Here is a 25,736-nt window from a genome sequence, read left to right as displayed (position 1 = left end):
ACAGGCGGGCGGCGGTTATGGGGACGGTGTGGAAGTCTACGGCGTGGGACCGACACCGCCAGGCGGTGCGGAGCGGTTCGCGCGGGCCCGTGGCCGGGCGGGCGGGCACTGATGGGTAGCCTCGGCCGTTGTCAGTGACGTCACTCACCGCCACCGGATCCCGCCGGGCGGCGGTCCGGCCTTGATCTGCCCCAGGAGGCACCCCGCGATGTCGTCCCAGCACGTCCCGGCGCAGGACGCCGCGCAGCGCGGCGAGGAGATCCTCGCCGTCTTCGACACCGCTTTCGGAGAGCTGCTCGCCGCCGACCCGGCGGCCTTCCGCGTGAAGTTCCGGAAGATGGCCGCCTCCGCCTTCGCCTTCTACCGCGGTACGGCCTGCCTGTTCTACCGCGACCTCCAGGAGGGCGCCGCGGGCGGGGAGCACTCCAGCGGCCCGTACCTGGACGAGCAGACCAGCCGGGTGTGGATCCACGGCGATCTGCACGCCGAGAACTTCGGCACGTACATGGACGCGACCGGCCGGCTGATCTTCAACGTGAACGACTTCGACGAGGCGTATGTGGGCCCCTTCACATGGGACCTCAAGCGCTTCGCCGCCTCGGTCGCCCTCATCGGCTACGCCAAGGCGCTCAGTGACGAGCAGATCACCGGTCTCGTACGGACCTACGCCGCCGCCTACCGGGAGCGCGTCCACGTCCTGGCCGCCGGCGCCAAGGACGACGAGGTGCCGCCCTTCACGCTGGACACCGCCGACGGGCCCCTCCTGGACGCGCTGCGCGACGCCCGTTCGCTGACCCGTTTCGGCCTGCTGGACTCGATGACCGAGATCCGTGACTTCGAGCGCCGCTTCACCGCCGGGGGCGGCACCATCGAGCTGGACGCCGCGACCCGCTACAAGGTCCTGGCGGCCTTCGACGGCTATCTGGAGACGCTGCCGGAGTCCAGTCTGGCCCGCCCGGACTCCTACCGGGTCAAGGACGTGGTCGGGCGCCGCGGCATCGGCATCGGCTCGGCGGGCCTGCCCTCGTACAACATCCTCCTGGAGGGCAACAGCGACGCCCTGGAGAACGATGTCGTCATCTACATGAAGCAGGGGCAGGTCCCGGCGGTCTCGCGGCACGTCACCGACGCGCGGATCCGTGAGTACTTCCGGCACGAGGGCCACCGCACGGTCATCTCCCAGCGCGCTCTCCAGGACCACGCCGACCCGTGGCTGGGCTGGACCGAGCTGGACGGCGCCGGCCAGCTCGTCGCCGAGGTCTCGCCGTACGCGGTGGACCTGGACTGGTCGGACCTGGACGACCCGGCGCAGATCGCGGCGGTCGTCGCGGACCTGGGCCGGGCGACGGCCACGATGCACTCCGCCGCGGACGACGAGAGCGGCCACTCCCTGGTGCCCTTCTCCACCGAGCGCGCCATCGACGCGGCCATCGCCGCCGACGAGGAGGGCTTCGCGGAGCTGCTGGTGGACTTCGCGCACTCCTACGGGGCGCGGGCCCGCGCGGACCACCAGATCTTCGTGGACCTCTTCCGCAACGGCCGCATTCCCGGTCTTTGACGGCCGCATTCCCGGTCTTCGAGGACCTCCTCGGGCCGCGGTGGGGAAGATTACGGCCCCTTCTTAGCCCGGCTTGACCCGCGCCATGGCACACTCGCGTCAATGGACATCTCGGCGGCACATCTGCGGGCACTGCGCGCGGCGCTTTTCACGGCGCTGTGCGTGACGCTGTCCGCCGCCTCCCATGTGCTGCTCTCGCGGATGCCGCTGCCGCTGACCACCCTCGCCGCCCTCTCGGCCGCCGTCTTCGCGATCTCCTACGCGCTGGCCGGCCGGGAGCGCGGCTTCGGGCGGATCGCCGCCCTGCTCGTCCCGCTGGAGCTGGCCGCCGACACGGTCTTCAGCCTCGGGCAGCACGCCTGTTACGGGCAGGCGGGCGGGCCGGTGGCCGGGCCGCTGCGCTCCTTGGGCGTGGACCTGCTGTGCGGCAGCGGTGAGGTCGGCGCTCCTTTGGTGAAGCTGACCGCCGAGCACATCACGCCCGCCACCACCTGGCTGCTGCTGGCCGCGCACGTCCTGATCGGGCTGCTCGCCGCGGCCTGGCTGCGGCGGGGTGAGGCGGCGCTGGCCCAGTTGCTGGGCGCGGTGGCCGCCGTGGCCTTCCGGCCGCTGATGATCGCCCTGGCGGTCGTCACCGCGGCGTCGGCTCCCCCGCGGCCGGCCGTCCGGCCCGTACGGTACGGGCCCACCGCGCGGCCCGTACCACTGCTCGTGCACTGTGTCGTGCGCCGTGGACCGCCCTGGGCGCTCGCTGCCTGAGCGTTCCGGCAGCTTTCGCCGCACACCCAGGACTCCTCGACACCGGGCACTTCACTTCACAGGAGCAGGACAGTCATGAGCAACCGCAACAACCAGGCCAACAAGCAGGCAGCCCGCGAGCGGCTGCGCGCCGAGCGCGAGCGGCAGGCCAAGCGGGACAAGGTCCGCCGGCAACTGACCGTCGGCGGTGCGATCGTCGCGGTCCTCGCCGTCGCGGGCGGCATCGGTGTGGTCGTCGCCAACTCCGGTGGTTCGGACGGCACCGACACCGACACCGCCGCCGTCGCCAAGGCGGGTGGCGGCGCCGACAGCGCCAACTGGGTCAAGGCCGCCAAGGCCAAGCTGGTCAAGCCCGCCCACACCAGCGGTGAGAACGGCACGACCATCGTCGTCGGCAAGGCGGACGCCAAGAACACCCTGGAGCTGTTCGAGGACGCGCGCTGCCCGGGCTGTGCCAGTTTCGAGCAGAACGTCGGCGGGACCGTCCAGAAGGACATCAAGGACGGCAAGTACAAGGTGTCCTTCCACCTGGGCACCTTCCTGGACGCCAACCTCAAGGGCACCGGCTCCAAGAACGCCCTCAGCGCGATGGGCGCCGCGCTCAACGTGAGCACCGACGCTTTCTTGAAGTTCAAGGAGGCGCTGTACTCCAAGGAGTACCACCCCGACGAGATGGGCCCGGACAAGTTCGCCGACGACAGCTACCTGCTGAAGATCGCGGACACGGTCGACGGACTCAAGGGGAACCAGGCGTTCCAGAAGGCCGTCAAGAGCGGTACGTACGACAAGTGGGCGCTGGTGATGTCCCAGGACTTCAACACGCACAAGGAGGTCCAGAGCACCCCCACGGTCAAGATGAACGGCACGATCGTGGGCACGGACTCCGACCGCGGCAAGGCCGCTCCCTCCACGCCGGACGCCTTCACCTCCATGATCGGCGAGCAGATGAAGTCCTGACCGGACGGCCGGAGGACCGGACAACCCGGCAACCCGGCAACCCGGCAACCCGGCAACCCGGCAACCGGACCACAGCCGGGCAGGGGCCGGGGCCAGGCCCCTGAGCTGCCGCCCGGCGGCATCGGCCGGCCCGCGGGATGCGGGCCGGCCGATGCCAAATCTTGACCCCTGGTGACGCCGTGCCCATGGGAGACTCCCCGGCATGGAGGGGACGGGTGCCCGGCGGGGGGCACCGACGACGGCGCTGCACACGGCGCTGTTCACCGCGCTGTGCGTGACCCTGTCCGCCGGCTCCCGCGCCCTGCTCCTGCGCACCCCGCCGCCCACGACGGCACCGGCGCCGGTCCTGCGCGCGGGCGTCCTCGCCCTGGCCTTACGGCGGCGCGGCCCGCCTGCTCCCCGGCCCCCCTTCGCCGCCGCCCAAGTACGGCGCCACAGCAGTCCACCGTCGGGAACCAGCCATGAACCGGGGAGCACTCATGAGCAACCGCAACAGCCAGGCCGGCAAGCAGGCGGCCCGCGAGCGCATCCGCGCCGAGCGGGAGCGCCAGAAGAAGAAGGAGCGGCTGCGCCGGCAGTTGCTGGTGGCGGGGGCCGTGGCGGGCGTGCTCGTCATCGCCGGCGGCGTCACCTTCGGGATCATGAAGGCGAACAAGCCGAAGGAGCCCACCGGCTGGGAGGCGGCCAAGGAGGCGAAGCTCGTCCGGCCCGCCCACACCCAGGGGGAGAACGGCACCGAGATCCTCGTCGGGGACAAGAACGCCAAGGAGACGCTGGAGGTCTTCGAGGACATCCGCTGTCCGGCCTGTGCCGCCTTCGAGCAGAGTGCCGGTGAGGCGCTGCTGAAGGACATCGAGGACGGCCGCTACAAGGTCCGTTTCACGCTGTACAGCTTCATCGACGACGGGCAGGGCGGGCAGGGCTCCAAGAACGCGCTCAGCGCGCTGGGCGCGGCCCTCAACCACAGCCCGGAGGCGTTCTTGAAGTACAAGACGGCGCTGTACGCGGAGAAGAACCACCCCGAGGAGACCGACGACGCCTACGCCAAGGACGACAGGCTGCTGGCCGTCGCCGACCAGGTGCCGGAGCTGAGGAACGACCAGGCGTTCAAGACGGCGGTCAAGAAGGGCACGTACGACCGGTGGGCGATGGAGATGACGGCGCTTTTCGGCCGTAAAGGCGTCAAAAGCACGCCAACCTTTATGCACGGCGACAAGAAGCTGAAGATGGCCGAAATCCCCGACAGGAAGCTGACGAAGGAGCAGTACTACCAGCTCGCGAAGGCGAACTTCGCCAAGATGATCGACGACGAGTTCGGGAAGGCAAAGGAAAAGTAACGCCAGGCCCGGCAGCGGGAGGGCGCAATCTTTCGAAACAACCCTCCCGCTGTTCACTACCTGACAGTATGGTCATCGGCCGTGACCGATCATGACCAGATCTCGCGCCGTACCGCCGTTACGGCCGTAGCGGCCACCGCCGCTCTCCTGCCGTTCGCCTCCGCGGCCACCGCCCGCGCCCAGGAGCGGCCGGCCCCCGGCGCCTTCTTCCTGCACGGCGTCGCCTCCGGTGACCCGCTCCCCGACGGCATCCTGCTGTGGACCCGCGTCACCCCCACCCCCGACGCCGTACCCGGCTCCGGCCGGGGGCCGGCCGCCACGGTGAGCTGGGAGCTGGCGGCGGACAAGGACTTCGGCACGGTGGTCGCGCGGGGAACCGTGACCGCCTCCGCCGCCACCGACCACACCGTCAAGGCGGACGTACGGGGCCTGACGCCCGCCACCACCTACTACTACCGCTTCGGCCTGGACGGCACGTACTCCCCCGTCGGCCGCACCCGCACCGCCCCGGCGCCCGACGCCGACGCCTCCAACATCCGCTTCGGCGTGGTCTCCTGCGCCAACTGGGAGGCCGGCTACTTCTCCGCGTACCGCCATCTCGCCGACCGGGCCGACCTGGACGCGGTGCTCCACCTCGGCGACTACATATACGAGTACAAGTCCGGCGAATACCCGGCCGCGAAGTACGTGGTGCGCCCGCACGCCCCCACGCACGAGATCATCTCGCTCGCCGATTACCGCATCCGCCACGGCATCCACAAGACCGACCCGGACGCCCTGGCCATGCACGCCACCCACCCCGTCATCGCCATCTGGGACGACCACGAGTTCGCCGACAACGCCTGGTCGGGCGGGGCCAACAACCACACCCCGGGCACCGAGGGCGAGTGGTCCGCGCGGATGGCCGCCGCCAAGCAGGCCTACTTCGAGTGGATGCCCGTACGGACCTCCACCGCCGGCACCACCTACCGGCGGCTGCGCTTCGGCAAGCTCGCCGACCTGCACCTGCTGGACCTGCGGTCCTTCCGCGACCAGCAGGCCAAGGCCGGCAGCGGGGCGGTGGACGACCCGGACCGTACGATCACCGGGCGGGCCCAGTTGGACTGGCTCAAGGCCGGACTGGAGCGCTCGGACACCGCCTGGCGGCTGGTCGGCACCTCCGTGATGATCTCCCAGGTCGCCTTCGGCTCCGTACCGGCCAAGCTGCTGGCGCCGCTGGCCAAGCTGCTCGGCCTGCCCCAGGAGGGGCTGGCGGTCAACACCGACCAGTGGGACGGCTACACCGACGACCGGCGCGAGCTGCTGAGCCACCTGCACGACCGGCGCATCGACAACACCGTCTTCCTGACCGGCGACATCCACATGGCCTGGGCCAACGACGTGCCGCTGAAGGCCGCGGACTACCCGTCCGAGCCGCCGGTCGCCACCGAGTTCGTGGTCACCTCGGTCACCTCCGACAACGTGGACGACTTCCTCCACGTCGCCCCGCACACCGTCTCACTGGTCGGCGTCGCCGCCATCAAGGCGGCCAACCGGCACGTGAAGTGGCTGGACATGGACTCGCACGGCTACGGCGTCCTGGACGTCGACGCCCGGCGTACGCAGATGGACTACTTCGCCGTCTCGGACCGGGCCGACAAGAACGCCACCAGCAAGCACATCCGCTCCTACCGGACACTGGCGGGAACGCAGCGGGTGGAGGCCGTGGACCAGCCGGTGCGCTGACGGAAACCCGCCGGGCCCGTACGCCTGTACACCCGTACGCCCCTACGGCAGCGGGAAGAAGCCCGGAAAGCCCGGAGTGAGTCGCAGGCCCCGGAGTGAGCCGCAGGGCTCAAAGTGAGCCGAGGAAGCCGAGAGCCACCTTCCAGGTGCTCTCGGCCGCCTCCTCGTCGTGGTCCGGCAGACCGTCGTCGGTGAACAGGTGCCCCGCGCCGGGGTAGCGGTAGACCTCCACGTCCGCACCGGCCCGGCACATCCGCAGGTACCAGGCGTTGAGCCAGTCGTGCGGCTCGAAGGGGTCCGGGTCCGCGACGTGCAACTGCACGGGCAGGTCGTCCACAAAGGCGTCGTCCGCGATGTCCGAGGTACCGTGCAGCAGGAGCAGCCCGCGCGCCTTTTCGTCCGCCAGCGCGAGGTTCTGCGCCACCGCCCCGCCGAAGGAGAACCCGGCGTAGACCAGGCCCCGGTCGGAATAGGGCGCGACCGCCGTCACGGCCCGCCGCAGCAGCTCGTCCTTGCCGATCTCGTCCTTGATCGCCGTGCCGTCCTCGACGGTCGTCGCGGTCCGCCCCTCGAAGAGATCCGGCACGATCACCTCGTGGCCCGCCGCACGCAGCTTGTCGGCCGCGGCGTGCACCGCGGGCCGCAGGCCGCACACCGAATGGAACAGAACAACGGTCGAGGGGGCATGGGCCACTGGATTCACTTCCCTGTCACTGGATCGCACTTCCCCCATCGTGCCAGTTACGGTCGGAGGGGACCGGCACCAGGCCGACCATGAAAGGGAGGACCAAGTGTCCATGGAGGACGTGCTGCGTCCGCTCGTCGTCGTGGGCGGGACGATAATCGTCACGCTGATTCTGGGCTGGCTCACCGACCGGGCCCTGTGCAAGGTCGACGCCGCCCGGCCGGACACTCCCCTGTGGGGTCTGCTGCGGCGCTGCCGCATACCGCTCCAGTTGCTGCTGGCCGCCGCCCTGCTGCGCGGCTCGTACGACGAGACCGACATCGGCCTCGTCCGGGACCACCAGGCGGGCATCGGGCAGTGCCTGTCGCTGGTGCTGATCGCGGCCACGGCGTGGCTGGCCATCAGAGCCTCCGCGGCCATCGTGGAGTCCACCTACAGCCGTTATGCGGCCGTCGCCCGGGACGCGGCCCGGGTACGGCGCGTACGGACCCAGGTGACGCTGATCCAGCGTGTGGTGACGGCCGTGGTCATCGTGGTCGCCGCGGCCTCGATGCTGCTGACCTTCCCCGAGATGCGCACCGTCGGCCAGTCCATGCTGGCCTCCGCCGGACTGCTGGGCATCGTCGCCGGTATCGCGGCGCAGTCCACGCTCGGCAACCTCTTCGCGGGGCTCCAGATCGCCTTCGGTGACATGGTGCGCATAGGCGACACGGTGGTCGTGGAGCGCGAGTGGGGCACGGTCGAGGAGATCACCCTGACCTTCTTGACCGTACGGACCTGGGACGAGCGCCGGATAACGATGCCGGTGTCCTACTTCACCAACAAGCCCTTCGAGAACTGGTCGCGCGGCGGCGCGCAGATGACCGGCACCGTCTTCTTCCACCTCGACCACGCCGCCCCGGTGGAGAAGATGCGCGAGAAGCTGCACGAGATCCTCCAGGACAGCGCGGACTGGGACGGCCGCGCCTGGAGCCTGGTGGTCACCGACACCACACCCTCCACGATCCAGGTACGGGCCCTGGTCACCGCCCGGGATTCCGACGCGATCTGGTCGGTCCGCTGCGAGGTGCGCGAGCGGATGATCGAGTGGCTGCGTACGGAGCACCCGTACGCGCTGCCGCGGATCGCCACCGCCCCGGCCCCCGGGAGCTCCGGCGAGAGCGGTCCGTACCTGTACGAGGGGCCGGAGCCGGACAGGGGGCCGGGCCCGGGTTCCCGGGGAGCGCGGTCCTAGCGACTCCCTGCGACAGCCCTACTGGAGCTACGGCTCTACCGGAGCGACGGCCCTACTGGAGCTACGGCCCTACCGGAACGGCGCCTCTACTGGAGCGGCGCCCCGCGCAGGCTGCGCATGTCGAGCTGGCGCAGCACCCGGTCCACGATCTCCGGGTCGGCGCCGGGCTCGCTGCGGGCGGCGAGCACCTCGTGGCGGGCGGCCGAGAGCATCTCGCCCTGGACCCGGTGCACCTTCTTCACCCGCGCGATCCGCTTGTCGAAGTGCTCCCGCCGGTCGTCGTCCACGATGTCCGGCGCGATGCGGGCTCCTATGTCGTACGCGCGGCGGGAGAGCTGGTCGGCGATCTCCTCCGGCAGCTCCTCGACCTCCATGATCTCCTTCAGCCGCCGCTTGGCCGCCTTGATCACCCGTAGCGCCAGCTCCCGCTCCAGCTCCTCCTCGGCTTCCGAGTCGGCCCGTACCCGCAGCTTCTTGACCAGCCGGGGCAGGGACAGGCCCTGCACGATCAAGGTGGTCAGGACGACCGCGAAGGCGATGAAGAGGATCTCGTCGCGGGCCGGGAAGGGGTCGCCGGAGTCGGTCTCGTACGGGATGGCCAGCGCCAGCGCCACCGACGCGACCCCGCGCATCCCCGACCACCACATGATCAGGGTCTCCCGCCAGCTCATGGGGATGTCCTCGTCGTAGTCGCGCAGCCGGTGCATGCGCTTGGCCAGCCAGGCGGCGGGCAGCAGCCACAGCAGCCGTACGCCCACCACGACCGCGACGACCACGGCGCCGGTCCGCAGCATCTCGCCCCAGCGGCCGGAGGCGGTGCCGAAGGTGTTGTGCAGCTCCAGGCCGATGAGTCCGAAGGCGACCCCGGTGACCAGGGTGTCGACGACCTCCCAGAAGGTGTAGCCGGCGAGCCGGCCCATGACGTCATCAGGGTCGGCGGCGTACTCGGCCAGGAAGAGCGCGCAGGTCAGCACGGCCAGCACGCCCGAGCCCCGGAACTCCTCGGCCACCACGTACGCCACGAACGGCACCAGCAGCGTCAGGCCGATCTGCAGCGTGGGGTCGCCGAGCAGCCCCATCAGTCTGTTGGCGGCCCAGCCCAGCACCAGCCCGACCGCTATGGCGACCACCGCCGACAGGACGAGTGCGACGGCAGCGGAGGGGGCGGAGAAGCTGCCGCTGACCGCCGCGGCCAGCGCCACGTGGTAGAGCACGATCGCGGTGACGTCGTTGAAGAGCCCCTCGCCCTCCAGGATGGAGACCATGCGGCGGGGCAGGCCCAGCTTGCCGGCGACCGCGGTGGCGGCGACCGGGTCGGGCGGGGCCACCAGCGCGCCGAGCACCACGGCGGCGGCCACCGGCAGGCCGGGGACGACGGCGTGCGCGACCGCGGCGACGGCCGCCGTGGTGGCGAAGACCAGGGCGACCGCGAGCAGGAAGATCGGCCGGAGGTTGGCGGTGAACTGCCGCCAGGAGGTGCGCTGCACGGCGGCGTACAGCAGCGGCGGCAGGACCAGGGGGAGGATGAACTCCGGCGGCAGGTCCACGTTCGGCACGAACGGGATCAGGGCCAGCGCGGCTCCCAGGAGGGTCATCAGCACCGGGGACGGCAGACCCAGCCGGTCGCCGACGGGAACCATGACCACGGCCCCCAGGAGCAGGACGAACATCAGGGCCAACTGGTCCACGGCGGGCACGCTCCGGTGTCGACATCGATGACGTTCCGGATCAAGCGTGCCACGAAGCGGGGCAAACCCCGCTCAGGCGGGCATGGCCCTCATATCTCTCGTCCGGCTTACCCGCACACCTCGCGTACGACTACGCGCCTGGCGTACGGCTACGCGCCTGTCGCCCGTACGGCTACGCGCTCTCCGCCCGCACCCTGTCCAGCGCGCCCTGGAGGTCGTCGGGGTAGGCGCTCTCGAACTCCACCCAGCGGCCGTCGGAGGGGTGCTCGAAGCCCAGGCGCACCGCGTGCAGCCACTGCCGGCTCACGCGCAGGCGCTTGGCCAGCGTGGGGTCCGCGCCGTAGGTGAGGTCGCCGACGCAGGGGTGGCGGTGGGCGGACATGTGCACCCGGATCTGGTGGGTGCGGCCCGTCTCCAGCTTGATGTCCAGCAGGCTGGCCGCCCGGAACGCCTCGATGAGGTCGTAGTGCGTGACCGACGGCTTGCCCTCGGCGGTGACCGCCCACTTGTAGTCGTGCTGCGGGTGGCGGCCGATGGGGGCGTCGATCGTGCCGCTCAGCGGGTCCGGGTGGCCCTGCACCAGCGCGTGGTAGCGCTTGTCGACCGTGCGGTCCCTGAACTGCTGCTTGAGGAGGGTGTAGGCGCGCTCGGACTTGGCCACGACCATCAGGCCGGAGGTGCCCACGTCCAGGCGGTGCACGATGCCCTGGCGTTCGGCGGCGCCGGAGGTCGAGATCCGGTAGCCCGCGGCGGCGAGCCCGCCGATGACGGTCGTGCCGGTCCATCCGGGGCTCGGGTGGGCCGCGACGCCCACCGGCTTGACGATCACCACGATGTCGTCGTCGTCATGGACGATCTCCATGCCCTCGACGGGCTCGGCGACGATCTCCACCGGCGGCGCCGACCGCGGCATCTCCACTTCCAGCCAGGCGCCGCCGCGCACCCGCTCGGACTTCATGACCTCGGCGCCGTCGACCCGGACCTTCCCGGCCGCCGCCAGCTCGGCCGCCTTCGTACGAGAGAAGCCGAACATGCGGGCCAGCGCGGCGTCGACGCGCTCGCCCTCCAGGCCGTCCGGTACGGGCAGGGTGCGGATCTCGGGAATGGTGCTCACGCCTACGAGTATGTCAGTCCTTATGAACGGTCCCGTCGGGGTCCAGTCCGCGGAAGGACAGGATCACGATCAGGATGCCGCCGCAGACGATCGCGGAGTCGGCGAAGTTGAAGACCGCGAAGTGGGCCGGGGCGATGAAGTCGACCACCGCGCCCTCGAAGATACCGGGGGTACGGAAGATGCGGTCGGTGAGGTTGCCGAAGGCGCCGCCGAGCAGCAGCCCGAGCGCGATGCCCCACGGCAGGCTGTAGAGCTTGCGCGCGATACGGGCGATCACCACGATCACGGTCACGGCGATGGCGGTGAGGAAGATCGTCAGCGCCTCGCCGATGCTGAAGGCGGCACCACGGTTGCGGATCACCTCCAGGCGCAGCAGCGACCCGATGATCTTCACCGGCGCGTGGTGCTCCAGCTTGGCGACCACCAGGATCTTGCTGCCCAGGTCCAGGGCGTACACCAAGGCGGCAACCACGAGGAGCGCGAGGATCCGGCGCTTGCGCCGGGGCGCACCCGCCCCGGTCGCCCCGCCCGCTTCGGCCGGCCCGGTCTTGGCCTCGGCCCCGGCCTCCTGGCCGCCGTCCGTCCCCGGCTCGGCCGGCTGTCCCCCGTCGGGTCGCTGCCCGGCACCCGAAAGGGGCCCCTTGCCGGAGTCCGGCCCGGATTCCGGCGTACCGGTGATGCGCTCCGCCTCTGTCACGTGTGAGTCCCTCAGCCCGTTGAGTCCGCGCGCCGGGCCTCGCCCGGCTGAGCACGAGGGTACGGCACACCCGTACGGACAACCCGGGTGCCCGTGCCCGCGGTCGGCGATTTTCGTACCGCCACAGGAACGGACAGGTGCCCCACAGGAACAGACAGATGTCCCACGGGAACGGAGCGGTGCCCCGGCGCAAGCGGCGGCAGGGGCACCGGCGTCCTCAGGAGCGGCGCTCCTGCTTCTGCTTGCACTCCACGCACAGCGTCGCCCTCGGGAACGCCTGCATACGCGCCTTTCCGATGGGGTTGCCGCAGTTCTCGCACAGCCCGTACGTGCCGGCGTCCAGCCGCTCCAGGGCCCGCTCGGTCTGCGAGAGCATCTCGCGGGCGTTGGAGGCCAGCGCCAGTTCGTGTTCGCGGGTGATGTTCTTGGTGCCGGTGTCCGCCTCATCGTCGCCCGCGCCGTCACCGGAGTCCCGCATCAGCCCGGCGATCGCGTCCTCGGAGGCCGCGATCTCCGTACGCAGCCGCCCCACCTCGGCCATCAGCTCCGTCCGCGCCTCGGCGACCTCGGCCGGCGACCAGGGGTCCTCGCCGGGCCGTACCGCCAGCTCGCCCGGTGCCGCCACGGCCGTACGGGCCCTGGGCACCTCCGTGAGGTCCTCCTCGGCCCGTGGCTGCTGTGCGTGCCGCTCCCCGTGCGGTGCTGCGTACTGACCTTCGCGCTCATCGGCCGCGGCGGTCGGTGCCCCGCCCGCAGTGTCCTTCGCCACCACCGTCTTGGCTCCCGTCTTCTTCGCGGGCACCGCCTTCTTGGCCGATGCCGTCTTCTTGGCCGGTGCGGTCTTCTTGGGTGGTGCGGTCTTCCCGGCCGGTACGGTCCCGGCGGCCACCGCCTTGACGGCAGGCGCCGCGTTCGTGGCCGTCCCGGCCGCCACGGTCTTGGCCGCCGCGGTCTTCTTGACCGCTTTCTTGGCCGCGGCCTTTTTGGCTGTGGCCTTCTTGACCGGGGCCTTCTCGGCCGCCTTCTTGACCGGGGCCTTCTCGGCCGCCTTCTTGGCCGCGGTCCTACCGGCGCTCGCCGTGCTCTTCTTCGCGGTGGTCTTTTTCGCCACCATGGCCGCGACCCCTTCACGTATGTGATCTTGTTCGTGAATCGTGACCGGAACGATAAAACGCCTCAAGGCACGCGGCAACGGGACGCACCGCCCTTTCCCACCCGGTCTCCCCGCCCGGAGCCCCGGGTCTGCCTCGGTTGTGCCCAACTCCCCGCGCGGTAATCCGGCAGCCCAGCAGCGATGACCGCCCGCCGCCCGCCACCCGCCCGCACCGGTCCGCAGCCCCCTGGCCCCACGTGTCGCCATTCGGGTCACGGACCCGGCACCGCCGTACCCCGGTCGGCGCAGCGGGAAAATGCGGTCGGCCGCGATCGCCGCGCGCCGTACACTGGGCGCAGCGAAAGGCATGGATGGGGACGAGTAGCGTCGTACGCAGCCAAGAGCGACCCGGGGACGGTGTGAGCCCGGGGGTGTGCGCGAGGTGAAGATCACCCCGGAGCCGTCGGAAGAAAGCCCCGCACCGCCGCGGGGCGAGTAGAACCGGCAGCGCTACCCCAATGAGGGGGCGGCGGGAACCCGCCGCCAAGGAGGGTGGTACCGCGGGAGCCCAGCGCTCTCGTCCCTCCGGACGGAGAAGCAAGTGGTGTCCGCCGGAGGAAGCCCGATGACGCAGCCCCAGTACCGCCAGGTGCCCGCCCAGGTCGACCTGCCCGCCCTTGAGCACGCCGTGCTCGACTTCTGGCGCGAGCGCAAGGTCTTCGCCCGTAGCCTCCAGCAGTCCGAGGGACGGCCGGAGTGGGTCTTCTACGAGGGCCCGCCGACCGCCAACGGCATGCCCGGCGCCCACCACATCGAGGCCCGCGTCTTCAAGGACGTCTTCCCCCGGTTCCGCACGATGCAGGGCTACCACGTCGGCCGCAAGGCGGGCTGGGACTGCCACGGCCTGCCGGTCGAGCTGGCCGTGGAGAAGGAGCTGGGCTTCAACGGCAAGAAGGACATCGAGGCGTACGGCATCGCCGAGTTCAACGCCAGGTGCCGGGAGTCGGTGACCCGGCACACCGACGCCTTCACCGAGCTCACGACCCGTATGGGCTACTGGGTCGACCTGGACGACGCGTACCGCACGATGGACCCCGACTACATCCAGTCGGTGTGGTGGTCCCTGAAGCAGATCTTCTCCAAGGGCCTGCTGGTCCAGGACCACCGCGTCGCCCCCTGGTGCCCGCGCTGCGGCACCGGCCTGTCCGACCACGAGCTGGCCCAGGGCTACGAGACCGTCGTGGACCCCTCGGTCTTCGTCCGCCTCCCCCTGACCTCCGGCCCGCTCGCCGGCGAGGCCGCCCTGCTCATCTGGACGACCACCCCCTGGACGCTGGTCTCCAACACCGCCGTGGCCGCCCACCCCGACGTCCGGTACGTCGTGGCCACCGACGGCACGGAGAAGCTGGTCGTCGCCGAACCGCTGCTGGAAAAGGCCCTCGGCGAGGGCTGGAGCGCCACCGGCCAGTCCTTCACCGGCCGTGAGATGGAGCGCTGGGCCTACCGGCGCCCGTTCGACCTGGTGGAGCTGGAAGGTGCCAACTTCGTCGTCAACGCCGAGTACGTCACCACCGAGGACGGTACGGGCCTGGTCCACCAGGCACCGGCCTTCGGCGAGGACGACCTGCGCACCTGCAAGGCGTACGACCTCCCGGTCGTCAACCCGGTCCGGCCCGACGGCACCTTCGCCGAAGACGTCGCCCTGGTCGGCGGCCAGTTCTTCAAGAAGGCCGACGAGGCCCTGGTGGAGGACCTCGCCGCGCGCGGCCTGCTCTTCAAGCACCTCGCCTACGAGCACAGCTACCCGCACTGCTGGCGCTGCCACACCGCGCTCCTCTACTACGCCCAGCCGTCCTGGTACATCCGTACGACCGCGGTCAAGGACGCCCTGCTGCGGGAGAACGAGAAGACCAACTGGTACCCGGAGTCGGTCAAGCACGGCCGCTTCGGCGACTGGCTGAACAACAACATCGACTGGGCGCTGTCCCGCAACCGCTACTGGGGCACGCCGCTGCCCATCTGGCGCTGCGAGCAGGACCACCTCACCTGCGTGGGCTCCCTGGCCGAGCTGTCCGAGCTGACCGGCACCGACCAGTCCGGGCTGGACCCGCACCGCCCGTACATCGACGACGTCACCTTCCCCTGCCCGGCCTGCCAGGACACCGCCACCCGCGTCCCGGAGGTCATCGACGCCTGGTACGACTCGGGCTCGATGCCGTTCGCGCAGTGGGGCTACCCGTACAAGAACCAGGACGTCTTCGACAAGCGCTACCCGGCGCAGTTCATCTCCGAGGCCATCGACCAGACCCGCGGCTGGTTCTACACGCTGATGGCCGTCGGCACGCTCGTCTTCGACAAGTCCTCGTACGAGAACGTCGTCTGCCTGGGCCACATCCTGGCCGAGGACGGCCGGAAGATGTCCAAGCACCTGGGCAACATCCTCCAGCCGATCCCCCTGATGGACCAGCACGGCGCCGACGCGGTCCGCTGGTTCATGGCGGCCGGCGGCTCCCCCTGGGCGGCCCGCCGCGTCGGCCACGGCACGATCCAGGAAGTCGTCCGCAAGACCCTGCTGACCTACTGGAACACCGTCGCCTTCCAGGCCCTGTACGCCCGCACCTCCGGCTGGGCCCCCTCCGCCGCCGACCCGGCGCCGGCCGACCGCCCCATCCTGGACCGCTGGCTGCTCGGCGAGCTGAACACGCTGGTCGAGGAGGTCACCCAGGCGCTGGAGTCCTACGACACCCAGCGCGCCGGCAAGCTGTTGTCGTCCTTCGTGGACGACCTGTCCAACTGGTACGTACGCCGCTCCCGCCGCCGCTTCTGGCAGGGCGACGCGGGCGCGCTGCGCACCCTCCACGAGGTCATCGAGACGGTGACCCGACTGATGGCCCCCCTGACCCCCTTCATCACCGAGCGGGTCTGGCAGGACCTGGTCGTCCCGGTCACCCCGGACGCCCCGGACTCCGTCCACCTCTCCACCTGGCCGGTGGCCGACCGCTCCCTCATCGACCCGGTGCTCTCGCAGCAGATGCTGCTGGTCCGCCGCCTGGTCGAACTGGGCCGGGCCACGCGTGCCGAGTCCGGCGTCAAGACCCGCCAGCCGCTGTCGCGCGCGCTGGTCGCGGCGGCGGGCTTCGAGTCCCTCTCCCCCGAGCTGCGCGACCAGATCGCCGAGGAGCTGAACGTCTCCGGCCTCGCCTCGCTCTCCGAGGTCGGCGGCTCCCTGGTCGACACCACCGCCAAGGCCAACTTCCGGGCGCTGGGCAAGCGGTTCGGCAAGGGCGTACAGGCCGTCGCCAAGGCCGTCGCCGCCGCGGACGCCGCGGCGCTCTCCCTGGCCCTGCGCTCGGGTGAGGCGAGCGTCGAGGTCGACGGGGAGACGGTGACGCTGTCCCCCGACGAGGTGATCATCACCGAGACCCCGCGTGAGGGCTGGTCGGTGGCCTCCGACTCCGGCGCCACCGTCGCCCTGGACCTGGAGATCACCCCGGAGCTGCGCCGCGCCGGGCTGGCCCGTGACGCGATCCGGCTGATCCAGGAGGCCCGCAAGAACAGCGGCCTGGACGTCGCCGACCGGATCGCTCTGCGCTGGCACTCCACCGACGAGGAGGTCCGTACGGCCCTGACCGACCACGCGGCCCTCATCGCGGACGAGGTCCTGGCCACGGACTTCGCCTCCGGCGAGGTGGACGCCGCCGGGGACACCGCGTACGGCGAGCCCTTCACGGACGAGGGCCTGTCCCTGACCTTCCGCCTCCGCAAGGCGTAGGTCTTTCCGGGGTGACCCCGGCCTCTTAGGGGTCACCCCGGCCTACCCCTCTGCCTGCCCCCTGGTTCCCCGTGTGGGGGCCGGGGGGTGTTTGCATGGTGGGTGCGTTATTACGCGTCCAGGCGCGCTTGATGTGTCTGGGAGTTGTGCAGTCGCCCGGTGGGTGGGGGCCGGGGCCACTCTCCCTCAGCCTTCGGCCGGGAGATGCCGCCGACGCGTCCCCGACTCACCGACCAACCCCGTGCGCCACCCACAAGCGGGACACCAACACGGAACGCACCCCGACGCACGCGGGCTGGTCCAGCGGTTCCGCCGCGACGGCCGCTGCGTCGGATATCGCCCGAATGGCGCCGTATCTTCCCTCGTTCGAGGGGCGCGCCTCCCTATGGGGCGCCCCTCGGCGCGGGGCCACTTCCTCGGCCGGCCGTCACGGACGGAAACGGGCCCCGAGGGAGAGATCCCTCGGGGCCCGGCCCTGATTGCCGACTATCCGCGTGGTACGGGTGTCAGTTGTCGTCCTCGTCGATGAGGAAGCCCCGCATCGGCGACGGCGCCTGCTGCATCGGCTGCTGGCCCTGCGGCCGTACCGGTGCCATCGGCTGTGTCATCGCGGGCGACATCTGCTGCTGGCCGCCGTAGGACGGACCGCCGGACGGGCCGCCGTGGCCCATCGAGGGGCCGCCCATGGAGTGGTTGCCGCCCATGGAGCCCGCGCCGGCCGAAGCCATCGACGGCGACGGCGGCAGCGACGCGGTCGCGGGGGTCCGCTGGGGGGCCAGCGAGTCGTCCGCCTGGTTCTCCAACTGCCGGAGCTGGCTCTCCAGGTAGGACTTCAGACGCGTGCGGTACTCGCGCTCGAAGCCGCGCAGGTCCTCGACCTTGCGCTCCAGCGTGGCGCGGGCGGACTCCAGCGAGCCCATCGCGACGCGGTGCTTCTCCTGCGCGTCCCGCTCCAGCGCGTCCGCCTTGGCGCGGGCGTCCCGCTCCAGGCCCTCGGCGCGGCTGCGGGCCTCGCCGACGATCTTGTTGGCCTCGGAACGGGCCTCCGCGATCGCCTGGTCGGCGGTCTGCTGGGCGAGCGAGAGCACGCGGGCCGCGCTGTCGCCGCCCGGACCCTGGCCCGGCTGCGGCATCTGGGGGCCGCCGGGGCCGCCCATGGGGCCACCCATCGGGCCGCCGGGACCCATCGGACCGGGGCCGTGCGGGCCCTGGGGGCCGTGTCCGCCGGGACCCGCCGGAAGCTGCGGTGCACCGCCGGGCAGTTGGGGCGGGCCACCCATCTGCTGCTGCTGCGGCACCGGCTGCGGTCCGGATATGGCGGCGGGCACGGGAGCCCCGGCGCGCTGGTCCGGTCCGTCCTGCTTGCGCATGTTCTGCTGCTGGTTCTGCGCGGCGGCCCGGGTCGCGGCGGCCAGCTTGGCGCGCAGGTCCTCGTTCTCGCGCAGCAGGCGGGTCAGTTCGGCTTCGACCTCATCGAGGAAGGCATCGACCTCGTCCTCGTCATAGCCTTCTCGGAGGCGGACGGTCGTGAACTGCTTGTTCCGCACGTCCTCGGGGGTCAACGGCATCTCTACTTCACCTCAACGTAGTCGTCGGCAATCGGCAAGACCGTATCGTTCACACCAACAACACCGACCTCACGACGGTGATCAGGATGTAGACGATGATCATCAATACGAAGAAGGACAGGTCGAGCGCCACGCCCCCGAGACGCAGCGGCGGAATGAATCGCCGCAGAAGCTTGAGTGGCGGATCAGTGACAGTGTAGGTGGCCTCCAGAACGACCACCATTGGCTTGCCGGGTTGCCATGAACGGGCGAACTGGAAGACGTAGTCCATCACCAGCCGGAAGATCAACACGATCAGGAAGCAGTACAGCGCGATGTAGATCACCTGACCAGCGATGCTCATCTCGCGTCCCTCTCCCCTTGCCTGTGTCGGCCTCGCGGCCTCGGTGTGCCCGGTGTTGCGTCTCAGCTCTGGTTGAAGAACCCGCCCTCTGCGATGCGGGCCTTGTCCTCCGCCGTGACATCGACGTTAGCAGGCGACAACAGGAACACCTTCTGCGTCACCCGTTCAATACTTCCGTGCAGACCGAAGACCAAACCGGCAGCAAAGTCGACAAGTCGCTTCGCGTCCGTGTCGTCCATCTCCGTGAGATTCATGATCACCGGAGTGCCTTCACGGAAGTGTTCCCCGATGGTACGGGCCTCGTTGTAGGTCCGGGGGTGCAGCGTGGTGATGCGGTAGGGCTCCCGCTCGGACACAACCTTGGGCATGATCACCGGTGCGTTCTTCTCCAGATTCGGACGGTCGGGTGTGATGGACGCCACGGGGGCGATTCGCGCGGGTCGTCCGCTTTCGGTGGCGAGCGGAGTCGGTTCGCGCTGAGCCGGAGGCTGTACGACTCGGACCGGTTCCTCCCGTTCCGGGTGTGGTTCGGTGGGTACTTGCTGCTGCCGCCGACCCCGGTCGGGCTCGGGATCGAGTTCGGGTTCGAACTCGTCGTCGGGGTCGAAACCCCGGCCGTCGTACCCATCGTCCTCCACGAGGCCGAGGTAGACCGCCATCTTGCGCATCGCGCCGGCCATTCTCTACGTCCTCCGCTCTGTGGTGGATCGGCTCCGTCACCGGGTGCCCTGGATCCACTCGGCCTGCCCGCCTTTTGGCGGTATTGACCATATTTTGTGCTGTGGTCCGACTTGCTTGGCGACGTTACCCGAGCCTAGGTCGGACTCCGAGTACCGCAGTGCCGACGCGTACATGTGTCGCCCCGGCCATCACTGCGTCCTCAAGGTCCGCGCTCATACCTGCTGAGACCATGTTCGCAGCCGGATGGTTCACGCGCAGGCCGGATGAGATTTCCATCAAACGCTCGAACGCGGCGAGTTGGCGGCCCGCGTACGGACCGGCCAGCGGGGCCACCGTCATCAGGCCGTCCAGGCGCAGCCCTTGGGCCCGGCCGATCGCGTCCGCGAGTTCGGCGACCCCCTCCGGCGCCACGCCCCCGCGGGCCGCGGGGCCGGCGCCGGCCGTCTGCCCGGTGCCGCCCGGCTCGGCGTCAAGTGCCACCTGGAGGAGGCAGCCGAGCTCGCGGCCGGCCCGTACGGCTTCCCTCGACAGTGCGGAGACCAGCTTGGGCCGGTCGACCGACTGCACGATATCGGCGTAACCGACCACAGAACGCACCTTATTGGTCTGCAATTGACCGACGAAGTGCCACGTAAGGGTCAGATCCGTGCAGGCAGCGGCTTTCGGCGCCGCGTCCTGGTCGCGGTTCTCCGCGACGTGACGGACCCCCAGCTCCGCGAGCATCCGGACGTCCTGGGCGGGGTAGGTCTTGGTGACCACGATCAGGGTCACCTCCTCGCGCGCCCGGCCGGCCTTGGCACAGGCGGTGGAGATCCGGTCCTCCACCCGCGCCAGGTTGTCGGCCAGTTCCTTCTTGCGGTCGCTCACACCTCAGCCTCTTCCACTGTCGACGCCGGGCTCCCGGAGCCACACGTAGCTCGCCTGCCGCCCGGTCGTGCGGTCGCGCCGGTAGGAGAAATGGTCCGCCGATTCCCGTGTGCAGATGTGGGAATGCTCACGGACGAGCACGCCCGCGGCGGCGAGCTGGGCCCCCACGCCCGCGACGACATCGACCGCCGGGGTGCCCCGGCGTGTGGTGGCCCACGCCTGAGGAACCGTTTCGGCGACCTCGGCGCGCATCGTCTCCGGCACCTCGTAGCAGCCTGCGCACACCGCCGGTCCCGTGTACGCCACGATACGGGCGGGGTCGGCTCCCAGCGCGGTCATGGCCTCGACGGTCGCCGGCACGACCCCGGCGACCAGCCCCGGCCGTCCGGCGTGCGCCGCGCCCACGACCCCGGCGGTCGGATCCGCCAGGAGCACGGGCGTGCAGTCGGCGGTCAGAACGGCCAGGGCGAGCCCCCGACGGGCCGTCACCACCGCGTCCACGCACGGAATGTCCGCCGTGTCCCACGGCCCGTCGACCACGGCGACGTCCTTGCCGTGCACCTGGTTCATCCAGACGACCGAGGCCGGGTCCAGACCCAGCGCGCCGGCTGCCAGCTTCCGGTTGGCCCGTACGGCCTTGGGGTCGTCGCCGACCGCGCCGCCGAGGTTCAGCTCGTCATACGGAGCGGCGCTCACCCCGCCCCACCGGTCGGTGAAGGCGAAGTGGGCGCCGCTCTCGTGGTTCTTCAGCACTGCGTGCTGCTGCCCTATCACTGTGGAGTCTTCGGCTACTTCAGGAAGTCGGGGACGTCCAGCTCCTCGGCCGCGCTGTCCGAGTACGGACGGGCCGGGGGAACCTGGGCCCCGCCGGCCGACGGCAGCGGGCTGTCGCCCCCGTAGGGCGGGGCAGGCACCTCGCTCAGCGGGGAGGGCTCGGCCGGGACCGGCTCCTCGTCCCGTACGGGCACCGAGCCCAGGCCGCTGAAGGAGGAGCGGGGCTCGGGCCGGTCCGCGGGGCGGCCGGGGACGGACGCGGGCTCCTCGCGCTTGGCGGAGGCGGAGCCCAGGACCGTGTCGCGGCGGGCCGGCGGCTGGCCGCCGTCGAAGCCCGCGGCGATGACGGTGACCCGTACCTCGTCGCCCAGCGCGTCGTCGATGACCGCGCCGAAGATGATGTTGGCTTCGGGGTGCGCGGCCTCGCTGACCAACTGCGCGGCCTCGTTGATCTCGAAGAGACCGAGGTCGGAGCCGCCGGAGATGGAGAGCAGCACACCGCGGGCGCCGTCGATGGACGCCTCCAGGAGCGGCGAGGAGATCGCCATCTCCGCGGCGGCCACCGCGCGGTCGTCGCCGCGCGCCGAGCCGATGCCCATGAGGGCCGAGCCGGCCTCGGACATCACGGACTTCACGTCCGCGAAGTCCAGGTTGATCAGACCCGGTGTGGTGATCAGATCGGTGATGCCCTGCACACCCGACAGCAGCACCTGGTCCGCGGACTTGAACGCGTCCAGCACGCTCACCTGGCGGTCCGAGATCGACAGCAGCCGGTCGTTGGGGATCACGATGAGGGTGTCGACCTCTTCGCGCAACTGGGCGATGCCGTCCTCGGCCTGGTTCGCGCGGCGGCGGCCCTCGAAGGTGAACGGCCGGGTGACCACACCGATCGTCAGGGCGCCCAGCGAACGGGCGATGTTGGCGACGACGGGCGCGCCGCCGGTGCCGGTACCGCCGCCCTCGCCCGCGGTCACGAAGACCATGTCGGCGCCCTTGAGGACCTCCTCGATCTCCTCACGGTGGTCCTCGGCCGCCTTGCGGCCCACGTCCGGGTTGGCGCCGGCGCCGAGTCCGCGCGTCATCTCGCGGCCGACGTCGAGCTTGACGTCGGCGTCGCTCATCAGCAACGCCTGCGCATCGGTGTTGATCGCGATGAACTCGACGCCCTTGAGCCCGACCTCGATCATCCGGTTGATGGCGTTCACGCCACCGCCGCCGATGCCGACGACCTTGATGACTGCGAGGTAGTTCTGCGGTGCTGCCACGTCGAAGGCCTCTCGCCTCGAGTTACGTGTCGGCGCCTCACTTGTTGTGGGGAGCCGACTGATGCCGATGGGACGGTCCGTATCGCCGACCCGAACCCTAACGTTGAAGTTTAGGGTTACCAGTGCTTGTGTTCCTCGGTTTCCGTAGTCCCTTTGGAACGAGACACTAAGTCGACAAGTGGCGCACGTTCAACGAACACGCCGAACCTCCCGTTTTTCTTTTCACCCTATGTGATCACCCATAGTGGTAGCCATCCAGGGTGCTGGCCTGCGGGTACGGACGTCAACTCCCGGACACCGCGGGGGCGGAGGGAACGCTCACGTCGAAGTGGCGCGCGTCACCGGCCGCTTTCAGCAGCGCGCCGAGGACTTTGGCCTTCGCCGCGCTGCGCTCCCCGCTCCCCCATACGACGGTACGGTCGCCCGCCAGCTCCAGCGTGATGGAGTCGTACGAGCGCAGCTTGACGACCCGTAGGTCCTGGTGAACGGCCTTGGGCAGGGCCGCGCACGCCCGTACCGCCTCGCGGCGCAGCCGGTCGCCGCCGAACCGGCGCGGGTCCGGCGCGTCGCGGACGTCCATTTCGAGCAGCGGTACCCCCTTTGGGGCAGTGCTCACCGTGGCGAAACGGACTCCTTCGTCGTCCACTTCGACAAACTTTCCGCCCGTTTGAATAAGGAGTTCTGGCACCCTTTCGGTCACTTTCAGACCGATGGTGTGCGGCCAGACGCGCGCCACATCGACCTTCTTGACGCGCGGAAGCTGGGAACGCAGCCGGGCGGCAATCGCCTCCTTGTTGACGGAGACCAGAGGCGTATCCATGGGGACGGCCGCCGCGCCGACCACCTCATGCTCCGTCAGGGTCCTGACGCCGGAGACCGTGACGTACCGCGCGCGCAGCCAGGAGGAGCCGTACAGCGCCCAGACGCCGGCCCCGGCCAGGAGCAGCCCGAGGACGGCGGCCAGGACGACCGTACGGCGTTTGGGGAGGCGGGAGCGCACGGGAGCGCCGGAGGGGCGGCGCTGCTTCCCCGGGCGCCGGGCAGAGCGCGGGCCGGACGGCGAAGACTTCTTCCCGCCGCGCCGGGCGGTCGTCGGTCCGGCCACGCTCCCTCTCCTTCCGGCCGGGCCCCGGGTCGGTCCCGGGGCGGCCCGGCCTCACGCGCTGTTGCGTGCCGCAATCGCCTCGTACACCATGCCGACCAGCAGCTCGTCGGCGTCCCGGCGGCCGAACTCGGAGGCCGCGCGGGACATCTCGTACAGCCGGTGCGGGTCGGAGAGCACCGGGAGCACGGAGTTGTGCACCCATTCCGGGGTGAGCTGGGCGTCGTCGACCAGCAGTCCGCCGCCGGCGTTGACCACCGGCTGGGCGTTGAGCCGCTGCTCGCCGTTGCCGATGGGCAGCGGGACGTAGGCGGCCGGGAGCCCGACGGCGGACAGTTCGGCGACGGTCATCGCGCCCGCGCGGCAGAGCATCATGTCCGCCGCGGCGTACGCGAGGTCCATCCGGTCCACGTACGGTACCGGTACATACGGCGGCATCCCCGGCATGTTGTCCACGCGCGGCAATTCGTTCTTCGGGCCGACGGCGTGCAGCACCTGGATGCCGGAGCGCTGGAGCAGCGGTACGGCGGCCTGGATGACCTCGTTCAGCCGGCGGGCGCCCTGCGAGCCGCCGGAGACCAGCAGCGTCGGCAGGTTCGGGTCCAGGCCGAAGGCGGCCCGCGCCTGGGGGCGGACGGCCGCACGGTCCAGGGTGGCGATGGTGCGGCGCAGCGGGATGCCGACGTAGCGGGCACCGCGCAGCTTGCTGTCGGGAGTGCTGACGGCGACGTACTTGGCGTACCGGGAGCCGATCTTGTTGGCCAGGCCCGGCCGGGCGTTGGCCTCGTGGACGATGATCGGCACGCCCAGGCGCTTGGCGGCCAGATAGCCGGGCAGCGCCACGTAGCCGCCGAAGCCGACCACACAGTCCGCCTTGGTGCGCTCCAGGATCTGCTCGGCGGCCTTGATCGTGCCGCGCAGCCGCCCGGGCACGGTGATCAGTTCGGGGGTGGGCTTGCGCGGCAGCGGCACGGCCGGGATCAGGCCGAGTTCGTAGCCCCGTTCCGGTACGAGCCGGGTCTCCAGCCCCTTCTCCGTGCCCAGTGCCGTGATCCCCACGGTCGGGTCCTGCCTGCGCAGGGCGTCCGCGAGGGCGAGCGCGGGCTCGATGTGGCCGGCGGTCCCCCCACCGGCGAGTACGACATGCACCGAAATTCACCGCTCTCCGGACGGCCGCTTCTTGACGCGCCGTCTCATCGTCTTCCGTCTCACCCCAGCCAGTTTCTTGGCGAAAACAGGCTGCCGCATGGCCAGTGCCGCCCGTGCAGCGGGCTCGTCACGCGCGAAGGCGATCAGCAGACCGATGGCGAACATCGTGGGCAGCAGGGCGGAGCCTCCGAAGGAGAACAGCGGGAGCGGGACACCGGCGATCGGCAACAGGCCGAGCACCGCACCGATGTTGATGACGGCCTGGGCCGTGATCCAGGTGGTCACGCCTCCCGCGGCGTACCTCACGAAGGGGTCCTCCGTGCGTCCGGCCACGCGGATACCCGCATAGCCTAGAGCCGCGAAGAGGGCGAGCACCGACAGCGTCCCCGCCAGTCCCAGTTCCTCCCCGGTGATGGCGAAGATGAAGTCGGTGTGCGGTTCAGGGAGTTCTCCCCATTTTTCCATACTGGCGCCGAGGCCGGAACCGAAGAATCCGCCGGAGGCCAGGGCGTATATCCCGTGCACGGCCTGCCAGCACTGGTCTCCCGGGCCCGGATCGGTGGCGCCGATGCAGGCCAGGCGGGACATCCGGTTGGCGCTGGTCTTGATGAGCAGCGCTCCTATGACGGCGGCGGCGGCGAGCACACCGACGAAGAGCCGGGTGGGGGCGCCGACCAGCCACAGCAGCCCGAAGAGGATCGCGGTCAGGATGATGGCGGTGCCCATGTCGCCGCCCAGCATGATCAGACCGAGCAGCATGAAGGCCACGGGGATCAGCGGGATCAGCAGGTGCTTCCACTGGGTGAGCAGTCTTTTGTCCTGTTTACGGGCCAGCAGGTCGGCGCCCCACAGGACCAGGGCCAGCTTGCCGAACTCGCTGGGTTGCATCTGGAAAGGCCCGCCGAGGTTGATCCAGTTCTGGTTGCCGTTGACCGACACTCCTATCCCGGGGATCTGGACCAGGCACATCAAGAAGACGGAGCCGGCCAGCAGCGGGTAGGCCAGGGCCCGGTGGAGCTTGACCGGCAGCCGTGAGGCGATCACCATCAGCCCGCCGCCGAGCACGGCGGCCAGCAGTTGCTTGCGGAAGAAGAACGTCGGGGCCAGGCCGGACTGGAGGGCCTTGATCTGGGACGCCGAGTAGACCATCACCAGGCCGAGAACGGTGATCAGCAGGCTGCCACCCAGGACCAGGTAGTAGGCGGTCAGCGGCCGGTCCCAGGCCCGCTTCGCTTGTGTGTACAGACGCAGCGGGCCGCCGGCGGTGCGCCCGCGGCGCGGCGGACGCGGCCGGGGGCCGGGCCGCCGTGCCGGGCGCGGTGGCGCCGCCTTCGCCGATCGGGCCGTCATCCTCGTCCCCTCCAGAGG

General features: G+C 70.5%; 21 protein-coding genes. 7 read left to right on the top strand and 14 right to left on the bottom strand.

Annotated elements, in window-relative coordinates; genetic code table 11:
• Window positions 1–208 precede the first annotated feature (208 nt).
• The 5 genes from KGS77_RS27735 (at window position 209) to KGS77_RS27715 (ending at window position 6,336) form a co-directional block, all read left to right on the top strand.
• Window positions 209–1,558 (top strand): DUF2252 domain-containing protein, encoded by a 1,350-nt coding sequence (locus KGS77_RS27735; RefSeq protein WP_242585897.1) that lies wholly within the window; start codon window positions 209–211, stop codon window positions 1,556–1,558.
• Window positions 1,559–1,660: 102 nt separating this feature from the next.
• Window positions 1,661–2,317 (top strand): hypothetical protein, encoded by a 657-nt coding sequence (locus tag KGS77_RS27730; RefSeq protein WP_242585896.1) that lies wholly within the window; start codon window positions 1,661–1,663, stop codon window positions 2,315–2,317.
• A gap of 75 nt (window positions 2,318–2,392) precedes the next feature.
• Entirely contained in the window at window positions 2,393–3,274 is an 882-nt protein-coding gene (locus KGS77_RS27725; RefSeq protein ID WP_242585895.1) for a thioredoxin domain-containing protein, read from the top strand.
• Window positions 3,275–3,753: 479 nt separating this feature from the next.
• Window positions 3,754–4,611 carry a thioredoxin domain-containing protein gene (locus KGS77_RS27720; RefSeq protein WP_242585894.1) on the top strand — a complete coding sequence of 286 codons (858 nt, stop codon included), beginning with the start codon at window positions 3,754–3,756 and terminating at the stop codon, window positions 4,609–4,611.
• Between the two features lie 81 nt (window positions 4,612–4,692).
• Window positions 4,693–6,336 (top strand): alkaline phosphatase D family protein, encoded by a 1,644-nt coding sequence (locus tag KGS77_RS27715; protein ID WP_242585893.1) that lies wholly within the window; start codon window positions 4,693–4,695, stop codon window positions 6,334–6,336.
• A 109-nt stretch (window positions 6,337–6,445) separates the two neighbouring features.
• Here KGS77_RS27715 and KGS77_RS27710 read toward each other — a convergent pair whose 3' ends face one another.
• A complete protein-coding gene (locus tag KGS77_RS27710; RefSeq protein ID WP_242585892.1) occupies window positions 6,446–7,030 on the bottom strand; it encodes a dienelactone hydrolase family protein in 585 nt (194 codons plus the stop codon).
• Between the two features lie 103 nt (window positions 7,031–7,133).
• Between KGS77_RS27710 and KGS77_RS27705 the strand changes: the two genes are divergently transcribed.
• On the top strand, window positions 7,134–8,255 hold the full coding sequence (locus tag KGS77_RS27705) for a mechanosensitive ion channel domain-containing protein (protein WP_242587722.1): 1,122 nt from the start codon (window positions 7,134–7,136) through the stop codon (window positions 8,253–8,255).
• A gap of 86 nt (window positions 8,256–8,341) precedes the next feature.
• On the opposite strand, the gene KGS77_RS27700 is transcribed toward KGS77_RS27705, so the two are convergent.
• The 4 genes from KGS77_RS27700 to KGS77_RS27685 all read right to left on the bottom strand — a co-directional run bounded on the left by KGS77_RS27700 (window position 8,342) and on the right by KGS77_RS27685 (window position 12,868).
• Window positions 8,342–9,943 carry a Na+/H+ antiporter gene (locus KGS77_RS27700; RefSeq protein ID WP_242585891.1) on the bottom strand — a complete coding sequence of 534 codons (1,602 nt, stop codon included), beginning with the start codon at window positions 9,941–9,943 and terminating at the stop codon, window positions 8,342–8,344.
• A gap of 172 nt (window positions 9,944–10,115) precedes the next feature.
• Window positions 10,116–11,057: an RluA family pseudouridine synthase gene (locus KGS77_RS27695; protein WP_242585890.1), complete on the bottom strand. Its 942-nt coding sequence runs from the start codon at window positions 11,055–11,057 to the stop codon at window positions 10,116–10,118.
• 13 nt (window positions 11,058–11,070) lie between these two features.
• Window positions 11,071–11,754 carry a signal peptidase II gene (gene lspA / locus KGS77_RS27690; RefSeq protein WP_242585889.1) on the bottom strand — a complete coding sequence of 228 codons (684 nt, stop codon included), beginning with the start codon at window positions 11,752–11,754 and terminating at the stop codon, window positions 11,071–11,073.
• A 217-nt stretch (window positions 11,755–11,971) separates the two neighbouring features.
• Window positions 11,972–12,868, bottom strand: a complete 897-nt coding sequence (locus KGS77_RS27685; RefSeq protein ID WP_242585888.1) for a TraR/DksA C4-type zinc finger protein — start codon at window positions 12,866–12,868, stop codon at window positions 11,972–11,974.
• 604 nt (window positions 12,869–13,472) lie between these two features.
• Here KGS77_RS27685 and ileS point away from each other — a divergent pair.
• Window positions 13,473–16,619, top strand: a complete 3,147-nt coding sequence (gene ileS, locus KGS77_RS27680; RefSeq protein ID WP_242585887.1) for an isoleucine--tRNA ligase — start codon at window positions 13,473–13,475, stop codon at window positions 16,617–16,619.
• Window positions 16,620–17,125: 506 nt separating this feature from the next.
• Here ileS and KGS77_RS27675 read toward each other — a convergent pair.
• The 9 genes from KGS77_RS27675 to ftsW form a co-directional block, all read right to left on the bottom strand.
• Complete coding sequence (locus KGS77_RS27675) at window positions 17,126–18,187, bottom strand: DivIVA domain-containing protein (RefSeq protein ID WP_242585886.1); 1,062 nt, start codon at window positions 18,185–18,187, stop codon at window positions 17,126–17,128.
• Window positions 18,188–18,236: 49 nt separating this feature from the next.
• On the bottom strand, window positions 18,237–18,530 hold the full coding sequence (locus tag KGS77_RS27670; protein WP_003986336.1) for a YggT family protein: 294 nt from the start codon (window positions 18,528–18,530) through the stop codon (window positions 18,237–18,239).
• 62 nt (window positions 18,531–18,592) lie between these two features.
• The gene (gene sepF, locus KGS77_RS27665) at window positions 18,593–19,210 is read right to left on the bottom strand and encodes a cell division protein SepF (RefSeq protein ID WP_242585885.1); all 618 of its coding nucleotides are present in this window, start codon (window positions 19,208–19,210) and stop codon (window positions 18,593–18,595) included.
• Window positions 19,211–19,334: 124 nt separating this feature from the next.
• The gene (locus tag KGS77_RS27660) at window positions 19,335–20,078 is read right to left on the bottom strand and encodes a YggS family pyridoxal phosphate-dependent enzyme (RefSeq protein ID WP_242585884.1); all 744 of its coding nucleotides are present in this window, start codon (window positions 20,076–20,078) and stop codon (window positions 19,335–19,337) included.
• A gap of 3 nt (window positions 20,079–20,081) precedes the next feature.
• Window positions 20,082–20,831, bottom strand: coding sequence for a peptidoglycan editing factor PgeF (pgeF, locus tag KGS77_RS27655; protein ID WP_242585883.1), 750 nt, complete (start codon window positions 20,829–20,831; stop codon window positions 20,082–20,084).
• Between the two features lie 35 nt (window positions 20,832–20,866).
• Window positions 20,867–22,117: a cell division protein FtsZ gene (ftsZ, locus tag KGS77_RS27650; RefSeq protein ID WP_242585882.1), complete on the bottom strand. Its 1,251-nt coding sequence runs from the start codon at window positions 22,115–22,117 to the stop codon at window positions 20,867–20,869.
• 283 nt (window positions 22,118–22,400) lie between these two features.
• On the bottom strand, window positions 22,401–23,222 hold the full coding sequence (locus KGS77_RS27645) for an FtsQ-type POTRA domain-containing protein (protein WP_242585881.1): 822 nt from the start codon (window positions 23,220–23,222) through the stop codon (window positions 22,401–22,403).
• Between the two features lie 51 nt (window positions 23,223–23,273).
• The gene (murG, locus tag KGS77_RS27640) at window positions 23,274–24,368 is read right to left on the bottom strand and encodes an undecaprenyldiphospho-muramoylpentapeptide beta-N-acetylglucosaminyltransferase (RefSeq protein WP_242585880.1); all 1,095 of its coding nucleotides are present in this window, start codon (window positions 24,366–24,368) and stop codon (window positions 23,274–23,276) included.
• A 6-nt stretch (window positions 24,369–24,374) separates the two neighbouring features.
• Window positions 24,375–25,718: a putative lipid II flippase FtsW gene (gene ftsW, locus KGS77_RS27635; protein WP_242585879.1), complete on the bottom strand. Its 1,344-nt coding sequence runs from the start codon at window positions 25,716–25,718 to the stop codon at window positions 24,375–24,377.
• Window positions 25,719–25,736: the final 18 nt, after the last annotated feature.

Source organism: Streptomyces sp. MST-110588 (assembly GCF_022695595.1).
Lineage (GTDB): Bacteria > Actinomycetota > Actinomycetes > Streptomycetales > Streptomycetaceae > Streptomyces.
This window is presented reverse-complemented; position numbering and strand designations above follow the sequence as displayed.